Annotated in this window: 9 protein-coding genes; 3 read left to right on the top strand and 6 right to left on the bottom strand. The window is 71.8% G+C overall.

The features are described 5' to 3' along the window. Positions 1-227: 227 nt before the first annotated feature. Together H0E84_RS18865 and H0E84_RS18860 are read left to right on the top strand one after the other, a co-directional pair. Positions 228-3,311: a discoidin domain-containing protein gene (locus H0E84_RS18865; RefSeq protein WP_180680205.1), complete on the top strand. Its 3,084-nt coding sequence runs from the start codon at positions 228-230 to the stop codon at positions 3,309-3,311. 298 nt (positions 3,312-3,609) lie between these two features. Then, positions 3,610-4,305, top strand: coding sequence for a hypothetical protein (locus H0E84_RS18860; RefSeq protein WP_180680204.1), 696 nt, complete (start codon positions 3,610-3,612; stop codon positions 4,303-4,305). 141 nt (positions 4,306-4,446) lie between these two features. Here H0E84_RS18860 and eda read toward each other — a convergent pair whose 3' ends face one another. From eda to H0E84_RS18830, 6 genes are all read right to left on the bottom strand, one after another. Continuing rightward, entirely contained in the window at positions 4,447-5,109 is a 663-nt protein-coding gene (eda, locus tag H0E84_RS18855) for a bifunctional 4-hydroxy-2-oxoglutarate aldolase/2-dehydro-3-deoxy-phosphogluconate aldolase (RefSeq protein WP_180680203.1), read from the bottom strand. A 143-nt stretch (positions 5,110-5,252) separates the two neighbouring features. Beyond that, positions 5,253-7,169, bottom strand: coding sequence for a phosphogluconate dehydratase (edd, locus tag H0E84_RS18850; RefSeq protein ID WP_180680202.1), 1,917 nt, complete (start codon positions 7,167-7,169; stop codon positions 5,253-5,255). A 156-nt stretch (positions 7,170-7,325) separates the two neighbouring features. Continuing rightward, positions 7,326-8,069 carry a 6-phosphogluconolactonase gene (pgl, locus tag H0E84_RS18845; protein ID WP_180680201.1) on the bottom strand — a complete coding sequence of 248 codons (744 nt, stop codon included), beginning with the start codon at positions 8,067-8,069 and terminating at the stop codon, positions 7,326-7,328. Next, complete coding sequence (glk, locus tag H0E84_RS18840) at positions 8,066-9,067, bottom strand: glucokinase (protein ID WP_180680200.1); 1,002 nt, start codon at positions 9,065-9,067, stop codon at positions 8,066-8,068. Before glk ends, pgl begins: the two co-directional genes overlap by 4 nt. Beyond that, positions 9,064-10,488: a glucose-6-phosphate dehydrogenase gene (gene zwf, locus H0E84_RS18835; protein WP_180680199.1), complete on the bottom strand. Its 1,425-nt coding sequence runs from the start codon at positions 10,486-10,488 to the stop codon at positions 9,064-9,066. Before zwf ends, glk begins: the two co-directional genes overlap by 4 nt. A gap of 22 nt (positions 10,489-10,510) precedes the next feature. Further along, entirely contained in the window at positions 10,511-11,881 is a 1,371-nt protein-coding gene (locus tag H0E84_RS18830) for a GH1 family beta-glucosidase (protein WP_180680198.1), read from the bottom strand. 155 nt (positions 11,882-12,036) lie between these two features. On the opposite strand from H0E84_RS18830, the gene H0E84_RS18825 reads away from it, so the two are divergent. Next, positions 12,037-13,146: an ABC transporter ATP-binding protein gene (locus H0E84_RS18825; protein WP_180680197.1), complete on the top strand. Its 1,110-nt coding sequence runs from the start codon at positions 12,037-12,039 to the stop codon at positions 13,144-13,146. The last annotated feature ends 91 nt before the right edge of the window (positions 13,147-13,237 follow it).

The raw sequence follows: 13,237 nt of genomic DNA, 5'->3' as shown, positions 1-13,237 counted from the left end.
CAAAGAGCCTACATGGACGTACTTGCGGCGTGTTCCCCATGGCCGCACCCCGCCGCGCCCCCACGCATCGCCCACTGCTCGACCCTGTTGCTCATGCAGCACCCCACCGCGCCCCCATGCGTCGTCCGCTGCTCGACCCTGCTGTTCATGCAGCACCCCGCCGCGTCCCCACCCATCGCCCGCTGCTGGATCCCGCCGCACTCGCAGCCGCAGTGCTCGCGCTCGGAATGACAGCCACCGCCGCCGCGGACGCAGGCGACACCCAGGTGCTCGACGATTTCGAGGACGCATCCCCCTGGCGCGTCGTCACCTCCAACCAGGTCAGCGGCAGCATTCGCGAAGTGCGCGGCGAAGACGGCGGCGCGCTGTGCCTGGACTACGACTACAACGGCGTGTCCGGCCATGTCGGCATCCAGCGCGACGTGGCGATCGACTACCCCCGGAACTACCAGTTCGGCTTCCGCCTGCGCGGCGAGTCGCCCGCCAACGACCTGCAGTTCAAGCTCATCGACGCCAGCGGCGACAACGTCTGGTGGGTCAACCGCCCGCGCTACGACTTCCCGGCCGGATGGACCGGCGTGCGCTACCGGCGGCGCCACATCGACAAGGCCTGGGGGCCAGATCCGGAGCCGGAACTGCGTGCGAGCGCTAGGGTCGAGTTCACCATTTACAACAACGCCGGCGGCAGCGGATCTGTCTGTTTCGACGAACTCACCCTCACGCCGCTGCCGGCCGACGACGGTGCCCCGCTGCTGCCGGTGCGCGTGCGCAGCGATGGCGAGGCCGGGGAACCGCAGGCCGCGGTCGACGGCTCCTCGGAAACCGCCTGGCGGGTGCCGGCCGGGCCGCAGCGGCTGGAACTGGACCTCGGCCGGCCGCGCGAGTTCGACGGCCTGCGCCTGGAATGGGCCGGCGGCGCGCATGCCTCGCGCTACGTCGTCGCGCTGTCCGACGACGGCCGGCGCTGGCGTGAAGCGCGCAGCGTCGAGGAGGGCAATGGCGGCGTCGACTGGGTCGCGTTGCCGGAATCCGAGGCGCGACACGTCGCGCTGGCGTTGGTCGAGGGCCCGGGCCCCGAGTACGCACTGGCCGGACTGCAGCTGCAGCCGATCGGCTTCGCCACCCACCCGAACGATTTCATCGAGACGATCGCGGGCGAGGCGAGGCGCGGCCACTTCCCCCGAGGATTCAGCGGCGAACAACCGTACTGGACCATCCTCGGCGTCGACGGCGGCAGCGACCAGGGCCTGATCGGCGAGGACGGCGCGGTGGAGGTCGCGCGCGGCGGCTTCAGCATCGAGCCGTTCGTGCGCATCGACGATCGCCTGGTCGCCTGGGCCGACGTGGAGGCGACCCGGTCGCTGCAGGACGACTATCTGCCGATCCCGTCCGTGCACTGGGAACATCCGGACCTGCGCCTGGAGGTGACCGCATTCGCCCACGGCGACCGCGACGACGCCCGGCTGGTCGCCCGCTACCGGCTGGAGAACACCGGTGCCCGGGCGCGGGAGTTCATCCTGGCGCTGGCGATCCGCCCGTTCCAGGTCAACCCGCCGAGCCAGTTCCTCAACACCATCGGCGGCGTGAGCCGGATCGACTCGATCGCGGTCGGCGGGCGCACGGTCGCGGTGAACGGTCGCGAGCGCGTGCACCTGTCGCAGGCGCCAGACGCCGCGTTCGCCACCGCGTTCGACGCCGGCATGGCGGTCGACCATCTCGCCGACGGTGCGCCCGTCACTCGCGAGGCCGTGGACGCCGACGGGCTGGCATCCGGTGCGCTGCTCTATCGCATGCGCCTGGCGCCGGGGCAGTCGCGCGAGATCGACTTGCGGGTACCGCTGGGCGAGGGTACACCGGCGCTCGCGACCGGCGCGGCGGATCTTCAGGCGGCGGTTGCCGCGGACTGGCGCGACCAGTTGGATCGGGTCCGCATCGAGGTGCCGGAGGCGGGGCAGGCGGTGGTCGACACCCTGCGCACCTCGCTGGCGCACATGCTGGTCTCGCGGATCGGGCCGCGGCTGCAGCCGGGCACGCGTTCGTATTCGCGCAGCTGGATCCGCGACGGCGCGATGATCTCCGAGGGCCTGCTGCGGATGGGCCGCGAGGACGTGGTGAAGGAATACGTGGAATGGTACGCGCCGTACCAGTTCCGCGACGGCATGGTGCCGTGCTGCGTCGACGACCGCGGCAGCGACCCGGTGCCGGAGAACGACAGCCACGGCGAGCTGATCTTCAACATCGCCGAGTACTGGCGCTACACCGGCGACGACGCTTTCCTCGAGCGGATGTGGCCGCACGTGGCCGGCGCATTCGGCTACATGGAGAAGTTGCGCGCCAGCGAGCGTACCGAGGCCAATCGCGGGATCAACCCGGCCTTCTACGGGATGATGCCGGCCTCGATCAGCCACGAGGGCTATTCGGCCAAGCCGATGCACTCGTACTGGGACAATTTCTGGGCGCTGCGCGGCTACAAGGATGCGGTCGAGGTCGCAGAGGCGCTCGGGCACGACGACCAGGCGCGGCGGATGGCCGCGGCGCGCGACGAGTTCCGCGGCGACCTGTACGCCTCCTTGGAAGCCGCCGCGCGGCTGCACGGCATCGACTACCTGCCGGGCGCGGCAGAGCTCGGCGACTTCGACCCGACCTCGACCACGATCGCGCTGGCGCCCGGCGGCGAGCAGGGGCGGCTGCCGCCGGAGCTGGTGCGCAATACCTTCGAACGCTACTGGCGCGAGTTCGTGCAGCGCCGCGACGGCGGGCGCGAATGGAAGGACTACACGCCGTACGAGTGGCGCAACGTCGCCGCGTTCGTGCGCCTGGGCTGGCGCGGACGCGCCTGGGAGGCGCTGGAGTACTTCTTCGATGATCGCGCCCCGCGGGCCTGGAACCAATGGGGCGAGGTGGTGTCGCGGACCCCGCGCAAACCGTTCTTCCTCGGCGACCTGCCGCACGCCTGGGTGGGTTCGGACTTCGTGCGCTCGGCGCTGGACATGTTCGCCTACGTGCGCGAAGTCGACGACAGCCTGGTGCTGGCCGCGGGCATCCCCGCCGACTGGCTGGAGGAGGGCATCGCCATCCACGGCCTGCGCACGCCGCAGGGCACGCTCGGCTACGCGCTGCGGCGGGAGGGCGGCGAACTGCGCCTCGACGTCGATGCCGACGCGGATCTGCCGCCTGGAGGGTTGGTGCTGCCATGGCCCCTGGCGGGCGAGCCGGGTCCCGCCACGGTCAATGGTTCGGCTGCCGCGTGGGGCGACCATGGACTGCGCATCCGCGAGGCGCCGGCCCGGGTGAGGATCGCGATCCCGTAGGCGGCCCATGGCCGCGAAAGCCACGGGAGGCTCCGGCCGGGTGGGCGGCGATCCCGGGCTCATCCGATCACGCCGGCCTTCGCGCGCATCGCGCGCTCCTACACAACCAGCCCGCCTCCGTAGGAGCGGCCCATGGCCGCGAAGGCGCGGGAGGCGCCGGCGAGGTGGGCGGCGATCCTCGGCGCAATCGGCGGTGCCGATGTCCGCGCGAATGCGCGGTGCGGCGGCAGATCGTGCACGCCGTTGCCTTCACGTCGCCGCGTTACCCTGCAGCCGATCGCCCCGGAGGACACCGTGCATGTCCCGTTCCCCGATTCCCCTGTGGCCCGTCCCCCTCGCGATCGCCGTCACCCTGGTGGCGGCGGCGCACCTGGCCTGGTGGATCTCGGTGCGCGCTGGCCACGTCCCGTTCTGCGTGCCCTATATCGAAGGCTGTACCTCGATCAGTCGCGCCGCGCGCCATGGCCTGGGCAATCAATTGTTCCGGCTGCTGGTGCTGCCCTGCGCGCTGCTGGTGGGCCTGCATTGGTGGCTGTCGGCGCGCTGGCTGCGGCTGCGTGGGCGCGGCGGCGCGGTGAATGCGATGATCGCGCTGGCCTGGATCGCGGCGCTGGCGCTCGGCGTGTACGCCACCTTCCTGGGGACCGAGGGGGAGGCGTACCGCTTCCTGCGCCGCTATGGCGTCATCGTGTTCTTCGGTTGCAGCTATCTCGCGCAGCTGCTGTTCCTGCGCCTGGCCGGCGACGCCGGTGCGCTGGACCGGGTCTCGCGCACGGGAATGACCGCGGTCTGCGTGGCCATGCTCGTGCTGGGCGTGGTGCACGTGATCGCGGCGGCGCTGATCGGCGGGAGTGCGCTGCAGGACAGGCTGGAGAACGCATTGGAGTGGCACCTGGGCGTGCTGCTGGTCGGGTGGTTCGTGCTGCACGCGCGGCTATGGGGCCTGGAGCGCTATCGGTTAGCGATCGAATACGGCCGAGGCGGCCATGCGTAGGAGCGCGCCATGCGCGCGAAGGCCGGCGTGGTCGGATGAGCTTGGGGTTGCCGCCTTCCCGGCCGGAGCCTTCCGCGGCCTTGGCGGCCATGGGCCGCTCCTACAGGGGAGCGGACGTGTGGTGGGAAGCGCCGGTGGAGGCTATTCGGCGCTGCGGACGCGGGCGACGATGGCGGCGGCGGCGGCGGCGCTGTCCCGGACCCGGTCGTAGGCCGCATCGGCGATCCATTGCCTTGGCACCATCCAGGAGCCGCCGATGCACAGCACGTTCGGCTGCGCCAGGTAGTCGGCGGCGGTGTCTTCGCCGATGCCTCCGGTCGGGCACAGCTTGAGCCCGGCGAGCGGACCGGCCAGGCCCTTGAGCATCGCCAGGCCGCCGACGGCGCTGGCCGGGAACAGCTTGCAGACCCGGAACCCGTGCGCCATCAGCGCCAGGAACTCGGTGGGCGTGGCGCCGCCGGGGACCACCGGCAGCGGCGCCTTCGCCAGCGCCTCGGCCAGCGCCGGCGGCGTGCCGGGCGTGACCAGGAAGTCCGCTCCGGCGTCGATCGCCTGGCGCATCTGCGTTTCGTCGAGCACGGTGCCGGCACCGATCACGATTTCCGGCAGGTCGCGCTTGAGCGCCGCCAGGGTTTCCAGCGCGGCCGGCGTGCGCAAGGTGAGTTCCAGCGTGCGCAATCCGCCGGACAGCAGCGCATCGGCGATGCGGCGACCCTGCTCGACGCTGTCGACGGTGATCACCGGCAGGATGCCGGCGGCGTGGAGCAGGTGTTCGGCTTCGGTCTGGTGTGCGGAGATGGACATGGGCATTCCGTGTCGGGCGTCGAGAAGAACGGTGGGGCGGGCAGGGCTGGTGTTGCATCTCCCCCGGTAGAGCGGAGCTTGCTCCGCTACGTGGGCTCCGGAGCCGGGAGCAGCGGAGCAAGCTCCGCTCTACGAGGGCAGGGTCAGGCGTCCTTGGAATCGTGCGGGGCGGTGGCGGCCGCGGGGCCGTCGAGTTCGTACTCCGAGTCGTACTCCCACCAGTTGGTGCCGTCGTGCTGCGGCGGGCCACACGAGATCGACAGCGCGCCCTGGTCGGCGCGGCCGACCACCTCGCGGTTGACCGCGAACAGGTTGCGGCCGATGTCCCAGGCCGGTGGGGTGGTGTTTTCCGCGGCCGGGCGCGCCGCCCACTCGTCGGCGTCGACCAGCGCCTCGAGGGTGCCGGCCTCGCCGTCCAGGCGGACGATGTCGCCATCGCGCAGCCGGCACAGCGGGCCGCCGTGGGCCGCTTCCGGGGTGACGTGGATCGCGGCCGGGATCTTGCCCGAGGCCCCGGACAGGCGGCCGTCGGTGACCAGCGCCACCCGCCGCCCCTGGTTCTGCAGCATGCCCAGCAGCGGCGCCAGCGAATGCAGTTCCGGCATGCCATTGGCGCGCGGACCCTGGTAGCGCACCACCGCCACGAAGTCCCGCGGCAGCGCGCCGGCCTTGTGCAGGCGGTTGAGCGCCTGCGGCGCGTCGACCACCACCGCCGGCGCCTCGATGCTGCGGAACTCCGGCTTCACCGCCGAGAGCTTGATCAGCGCGCGACCGAGGTTGCCGCGCAGCAGGCGCAGCCCGCCCTGCGCCTCGAACGGCGCCGAGGCCGGGCGGACCACCGCTTCGTCCGCGCTGGCGGCCACTCCCGGCGCGTAGGCGAGGGCGCCGTCGGCGACGCGCGGCTCGTCGCAGTACGCGCGCATGCCGCCGGCGACGATGGTCGGGATGTCGCCATGCATCAGCCCGGCGTCGAGCAGTTCGCGGAACACGTAGGCGATGCCGCCGGCGGCGGCGAAGCGATTCACGTCGGCTTCGCCGTTGGGATAGACCCGCGCCAGCAACGGCACGATGCCCGACAGCGCATCCATGTCGTCCCAGGTCAGCACCACGCCCGCGGCGCGCGCCACCGCGATCCAGTGGATGGTGTGGTTGGTGGAACCGCCGGTGGCCATCAGCGCGACCAGCGCGTTGACGATGGCGCGCTCGTCGACCAGGCGCCCGATCGGACGGTAGTCGGCGCCGAGCGCGGTGATGCGGAGCGCGCGCTCCACCGAGGCCTGGGTGAAGGCCTCGCGCAGCGCCGTGCCCGGGTTGACGAACGACGAGCCGGGCAGCTGCAGGCCCATCGCCTCCAGCAGCACCTGGTTGGAATTGGCGGTGCCGTAGAAGGTGCAGGTGCCGGGCGCGTGGTAGGAGCCGGCCTCGGCCTCCAGCAGCTCCTCGCGCGTGGCCTCTCCGGCGGCGTAGCGCTCGCGCACTTCGGCCTTCTGCTTGTTGGGGATGCCCGGCGGCATCGGCCCGGCCGGCACGAACACCGCCGGCAGGTGGCCGAAGGCCAGCGCGCCGAGCAGCAGGCCGGGCACGATCTTGTCGCAGATGCCCAGGTAGACCGTGCTGTCGAACATGTCGTGCGAGAGCGAGATCGCGGTCGCCTGGGCGATCACGTCGCGCGAGAACAGCGACAGTTCCATGCCGGCGCGGCCCTGGGTGACCCCGTCGCACATCGCCGGCACGCCCCCGGCGACCTGGGCGGTGGCGCCCAGCGCACGGGCGGCCGCGCGGATCGTTTCCGGGTAGCTCTCGTACGGCTGGTGCGCCGAGAGCATGTCGTTGTAGGCGCTGACGATGCCGAGATTGGGGGTGGCCTCGCCGCGCAGGCGCGCCTTGTCGCCGGGCCCGCAGGCGGCGAAGCCGTGGGCCAGGTTGCCGCAGCTGAGGCTGCCGCGCAGCGGGCCGGAGCGGTGCATCGCCTCGATGCCGTCGAGATAGGCGCGCCTGGCGCCGCGGCTGCGTTCGCGGATGCGCTCGGTGATGGCTTGGAAGCGTGGATTCAGGCTCATAGGGGGGAGATCATGGGTAGTCCGGGTGGGGGGCTGCGGTGCACGGAATCAGGGCGGGCGGCGCGGACGTATCGCGTTCGCGGCCGTGGCCCGCCGCGAACGCCGGTCGTGGCGCCCGGTACGCCCGCAGTCGTCGGCGAGCCGCGCCGGCGACGGTCAGGGGCACCAGTGCACGTGCAAGGGTGCGCCCGGGGTGGTGAAGGCGATGCGCGCCGGGAACTCGTGCGCATCGTCGCCCGCGAGCACCCGGTCCAGCAGTTCGCGCTTCTTCCTGCCGCGGATCAGCAGCAGGCGGGTGTGCGCCGGACGCAGGCCCGCCGGGGTCAGGCTGATGCGGCGCAGCCATTGTCCGGCGCCCGGGCAACCGCTGGCATCGGCGGCGACGTAGGGCGTGCTGCTGGCGAGCGCCCGGTCCAGGTCGCGCATGCGCGGGAACAACGAGGCGGTGTGGCCGTCCTCGCCCATGCCGAGTACCACCACGTCGGCCGGCTGCTGGGCATGCATGTTGGCGGTGGCGACCGCCTCCTCGATGCTGCGCCCGGCGCGGGTCAGGGTCTCGAAGCGCGCGCCGGCGGCGTTGCGCTGCAACAGCGATTCGCGCACCAGATACGCGTTGCTGTCGTGGTCGTCGGGCATCAACCAGCGCTCGTCGACCAGCGCCACGTCGATGCGGTCCCACTCCAGCGGCGCCTTCGACAGCGCGGTGTACACCGGCGCCGGCGTGGTGCCGCCGGACAGCAGCAGGCGCGCGCGCGGGCGTTCCTGCAGGCTGCGTCCGAGCGCCGACGAGATCGAGACCGCTGCACCCCAGAGCCACTGGGTCTCCGAGTCGTAGGCATGCAGGCGCACCGATCCCGGGTCCCGGTCCGTGCCGGCCGCGGGCGGCTGCGGCGTGCTCATGGCGCGGCCTCGGCAGCGAACACGCGGCCCGCCACCGCCGCGGCGCCGAGCAGCCCGGGCTCCGGGTGCAGTACCGCCACCGACGGCACCCGCGCCATGTTGGAAGAGAAGCGTCCCTTGTGCTCGAAGCGCTGGCGGAAGCCGGAGTGCTGCAGCGCGCCGAGCATCTTCGGCACCATGCCGCCGGTCAGGAACACCCCGTCCCAGGCGCCGACGGTGAGCACCAGGTCGCCGGCGATCGCCCCGAACACCGCGCAGAACACGTCGACCGCGCGCATGCAGCGCGCGTCCCCGGCCTGGGCGCGTGCGGTCACGTCGGCAGGGGTCACCGGCCCGGGATCCTCGCCGGCGATCTCCGACAGCGCGCGGTGGATGTTGACCAGGCCGGGCCCGCAGATCAGCCGTTCGTTGGAGACCCGGCCGAACTGCCGCGACAGGCGGTCCAGGATCGCCAGCTCTTCCGGCGTCCCCGGCGGGAAGCTGACGTGGCCGCCCTCGGACTCGAGCGGGTAGTGACGGCCGTCGCGGGTGACCAGGGTGCCGACGCCGAGCCCGGTGCCCGGCCCGATCACCGCGTAGGTGCAGTCGGCGACGCCGTCGTGCGGGCGCCAGGCGGCGCCGCCGACGACGGCCACGTCCGCCTCGCGCAGCAGCGGGATCGCCATCGCCTGGGCGGCGAAGTCGTTGATCAGCAGCGCCTCGCCGAGTCCCAGCTGGCCGGTCAGGCGCGGGCGCGAGATGACCCAGGGATGGTTGGTGATGCGCGCCTCGTCGCCGTCGACGCGCCCGGCCACGGCGAACACGCCGTCGCACACCGCGGCGCCGGTCTGGCCGAGATAGTGCTGGGCGGCGTCGGACAGCGACGGAAACTCGGTGACCGGATACTTGCGGATGCTGTCGTCGAGCAGCGGCCGCGGCAGCGTCACGTCGGCCAGCGCGAAGCGCGCGTTGGTGCCGCCGATGTCGGCGAGCAGGACGTGGCCGCCGGCCTGGTTCACGGTCGGCGCCCGCCGTTGCCGGAGAGCGTGCCGGGCAGGAATTCCGCCGCCTCGGCGGGGCCCCACGATCCGGCGGGATAGGGACGGGTGGCGACGCCCGCCGCCTGCCAGGCGTCGCTGACGCTGTCGATCCAGCGCCACGCGGCCTCGACCTCGTCGTCGCGGACGAACAGGGTCTGGTCGCCCTTGAGCGCGTCGACCATCAGCCGCTCGTAGGCGATGCGGCGCTTGGGCGTGGGCGACATGGTCAGGTCAAGCGACATCGGCTGCAGCTCGGTGGCGCCCCATTCCGGCGCGGCCAGGCTGCCCATCAGCCCGAGCTCGATGGTCTCCTCCGGCTGCAGGCGCATGCGCAGGCGGTTGGACCGCGCGCGTTCGGCGCTGGGGCGCTCGAACAGCCAGTGCGAAACCGGCCGGAACGACACCACCACCTCGGTGGCGCGTGCGGGCATACGCTTGCCGGTGACCAGGCGGAACGGCACCCCGGCCCAGCGCCAGTTGTCGATCCAGGCGCGCAGCGCGACGAAGGTCTCCACGTCGCTCTCGTGGCGGAAGCCCTTGACCGCCTGGCCGTCGACCACGCCGTCGCCGTAGCGCCCGCGCACGCTGTCGCGGGCCGCGTCGGCGGTGGTCATCGGCCGCAGCGCACGCAACACCTTGCGCTTCTCGTCGCGGATGCTGTCGGCGTCCAGCGTCGACGGCGGCTCCATCGCGATCAGCGCGAGCAACTGCAGCATGTGGTTCTGCACCATGTCGCGCAGCGCGCCGTAGCCGGCGTAGTAGCCCTCGCGGCCGTCGACCCCGGCGGTCTCGGCGACGATGATGTCCACCGACTCGATCCAGCGCCGCTCCCACACGCCCTCGAGCAGGGTATTGCCGAAGCGCAGCGCCAGCAGGTTCTGCACCGGCGCCTTGCCCAGGTAATGGTCGATGCGGAAGATCCGCGACTCGTCGAGGTTGGCGCGCAGGGTGGCGTTGATTCCGCGCGCCGACGCGAGGTCGTGGCCGATCGGCTTTTCCAGCACCAGGCGCGAAGGGTCCTCGAGCAGCCCGGCGGCCTTGAGACCGAGACAGGCCGGTTCGAACAGGTTGGGCGGGATCGACAGGTAGCTCACCGCCGGGCGGTCGGCGTAGCGCGACAGGGCGGCCGCCATGGCGTCGGCGTCGTTGAGGTCGAGCGCGTGGTAGACCGTGCGGCGCAGCAGGTCCTCGAGCGCCTCGGCATCGCGCTGGTCGCCGTCGTCCAGGCGCTGCCGCAGCCAGGCGCGGAAGTCCTCGTCGTCGTGATCGCTGCGGCCCACCGCGATCACCCGGAACGAGTCCGGCAGGCGGTGGTCGCGGAGCAGGTGGAACAGCGATGGGAACAGATAGCGCTGGGCGAGGTCGCCGGTGGCGCCGAACAGCAGCAGGGTGTCGTGCATCGCTACTCCGGTGGGGTTGGTCTCAGTCGGGTAGCGGGTCCGCCAGGCTGCTGCCGTGGCTGGCGATCACGCGACCATACCAGCGCGCACTGTCCTTGGGGGTGCGCTGCTGGGTTTCGTAATTTACATGAACGATACCAAAGCGCTTGGAATACCCCAACGACCACTCCAGGTTGTCCAGCAGGGACCAGACCATGTAACCGCGCACGTCCACCCCGGCCTCGATCGCCTCGTGGATGGCACGCAGGTGCTTGCGCAGGTAGGCGGTGCGCAGCGGGTCGCGGATACGGTCGTCCTCGGCCACCGGCGGGTCGAAGAAGGCGGCGCCGTTCTCGGTGACGTACACCGGGGTGTCGCCATAGGTGTCCTTGAACCAGAGCAGCAGGTCGGTCAGTCCCTGCGGGAATACCTCCCAGCCGGTTTCGGTATAGGTGCCCAGCGGCTGGCGCACCGCCCCGGCCCGGAGCGGATAGCTGTCGTCGGCACGGGTGACGCTGCGGGTGTAGTAGTTGATGCCGACGAAGTCGAGCGGCTGGCGGATCAGCTCGAAGTCGGCCTGCGGCCACTCCGGCCAGGCGTCGCCGAAGATCTCGCGCATCCGTTCCGGGTAGCGGCCGAGCATCGCCGGGTGCAGGTACTGCTCGTTCATGTAGGCATGCGCGCGCGCCACCGCCCCGGCGTCCTCGGCGCCGTCGCTGGCCGGGTACTTCGGCTCGATGTTCACCACCAGCCCGATCTCGTGGGCGCCGTCGGCGCGATAGGCCTGCACCGCCGCGCCGTGGGCGCGCATCAGGTTGTGCGAGGCGATCGGCGCCTCGTAGCGGCTGCGGTGGCCCGGTGCCAATGCGCCGTGCAGGTAGCCGCCGTCGGTGACCACCCAGGGTTCGTTGAGGGTGACCCACTTCTTCACCCGGCCGTCGAGGGCGCGGTAGAGCACACTGCCGTATTCGGCGAACCAGTCGGCGCTGTCGCGGTTGAGCCAGCCGCCGCGATCGTCGAGGGCGGCCGGCAGGTCCCAGTGGTACAGGGTGAGCAGCGGCTCGATGCCGCTCTCGAGCAGGGCGTCGACCAGCCGCGAGTAGAAATCCAGGCCGGACTGGTTCACCCGCCCGGTGCCCTCGGGCAGGATCCGCGACCACGACACGCTGAAGCGGTAGGCCTTCAGGCCGAGCTCGCGCATCAGCGCCACGTCCTGCCGCCAGCGGCGGTAGTGGTCGCAGGCGACGTCGCCGGTGTCGCCGTTGTGGGTCATTCCGGGGGTATGGGCGAAGCGGGTCCAGATGCTCGGCCCGGCGCCGTCCGCCAGGGGCGAACCCTCGATCTGGTGGGCGGCGGTGGCCGCGCCCCACAGGAACCCCTCCGGAAACCGGAAATCCTTGCCCGTCTGGCTCATCTTGCCCTTCCTCCAGCTGCCATCTGCGTGTATGTAAACGATTACATGGCAGAATACCGCAAGCGTCGAGCGAGTGTCATCGTCCGCCGTCGCGGATCGGGCCGGACGCATCCCCATGCTGTCCGGAAAAACGTGGGCACCACGTGGAGGGGCGAATGGCCGCAGTCCAGCTGGAGCGAGTGCGCAAGGTCTATCCGGACGGTTTCGTCGCCGTCGAGGAAGCCAGCTTCGAAGTCGCCGATGGCGAACTGCTGGTGCTGGTCGGTCCCTCGGGCTGCGGCAAGTCCACGCTGCTGCGGATGATCGCGGGCCTGGAGGCGGTGAGCGCCGGTACCCTGCGCATCGGCGAGCGGGTGGTGAACGACATGGCGCCGAAGGATCGCGACATCGCCATGGTGTTCCAGAGCTACGCCCTGTACCCGCACATGACGGTGGCCGAGAACCTGGCATTCGGGCTGAAGCTGCGCGGGCACGACCGCGCGACGGTGGCCGCGCGCGTGGACGATGCCGCCCGCCTCCTGGAGCTGGAGGCGCTGCTGCAGCGCCGCCCGGCGGCGCTGTCGGGCGGACAGCGCCAGCGCGTGGCGCTGGGACGGGCGCTGGTGCGGCAGCCGCAGGTGTTCCTCCTCGACGAGCCGTTGTCCAACCTCGACGCCAAGCTGCGCATGTCGATGCGGGTGGAGATCGCGCGCCTGCATCGCCGCCTCGGCGCGACCATGGTCTACGTGACCCACGACCAGATCGAGGCGATGACCCTGGGCCAGCGCATCGTGGTGCTCGACCGCGGGCGCATCCAGCAGATCGACGCGCCGATGGCGCTCTACGAGCGGCCGGCCAACCTGTTCGTCGCCACCTTCCTCGGCAGCCCGGCGATGAACGTGCTGCGCGGCACCCTGGTGCGCGAGGATGGCCCGGCGCTGCGGCTGGACGAGGGGGCGCGTCTGCCGCTGCCCGCCGGCGATGTGCCCGAGGCTCGATTCGGAACGCGAGTGGACCTCGGGATCCGCCCCGAGCACCTGTTGCGGGGTGGGGACGGCGAAGCGGACGCCACGGAAGGGCACGTGGAGGTTTTCGCGCCGGCGGTGGACGTGGTCGAGCCGGTCGGCAACGAGGTCTTCGTCAACATGACCCTGGGCACCCATGCCCTGGTCGCGCGGCTGCCGCCGGGCGAGCTGCCCGAGCCCGGCACCGCGCTGCCGCTGCGCGCGGCACGGGGGCGACTGCATTTCTTCGACCCGGAGAGCGGGCGGCGGCTGGACGGTTGATCCCACGTTCGCCCCATCGCGGGGCCGGTCCATGGCCGCGAACGCCGCGCGAGGCTTCGTCGGGGTGGGCGCCCACCACGCCGGCCTTCGC

It is taken from the genome of Luteimonas salinisoli (genome assembly GCF_013425525.1).
Classification (GTDB): Bacteria; Pseudomonadota; Gammaproteobacteria; order Xanthomonadales; family Xanthomonadaceae; genus Luteimonas; species Luteimonas salinisoli.
The sequence above is the reverse complement of the archived record's forward strand: the minus strand, read 5'-3'. Positions and strand labels throughout refer to the sequence as shown.

Excerpts from the sequence above, each read along its gene's own strand:
- H0E84_RS18865 (WP_180680205.1), top strand. The coding sequence starts at position 228 with ATGACAGCCACCGCCGCCGCGGACGCAGGCGACACCCAGGTGCTCGAC.
- H0E84_RS18860 (WP_180680204.1), top strand. The coding sequence starts at position 3,610 with ATGTCCCGTTCCCCGATTCCCCTGTGGCCCGTCCCCCTCGCGATCGCC.
- eda (WP_180680203.1), bottom strand. The coding sequence starts at position 5,109 with ATGTCCATCTCCGCACACCAGACCGAAGCCGAACACCTGCTCCACGCC.
- edd (WP_180680202.1), bottom strand. The coding sequence starts at position 7,169 with ATGAGCCTGAATCCACGCTTCCAAGCCATCACCGAGCGCATCCGCGAA.
- pgl (WP_180680201.1), bottom strand. The coding sequence starts at position 8,069 with ATGAGCACGCCGCAGCCGCCCGCGGCCGGCACGGACCGGGACCCGGGA.
- zwf (WP_180680199.1), bottom strand. The coding sequence starts at position 10,488 with ATGCACGACACCCTGCTGCTGTTCGGCGCCACCGGCGACCTCGCCCAG.
- H0E84_RS18830 (WP_180680198.1), bottom strand. The coding sequence starts at position 11,881 with ATGAGCCAGACGGGCAAGGATTTCCGGTTTCCGGAGGGGTTCCTGTGG.
- H0E84_RS18825 (WP_180680197.1), top strand. The coding sequence starts at position 12,037 with ATGGCCGCAGTCCAGCTGGAGCGAGTGCGCAAGGTCTATCCGGACGGT.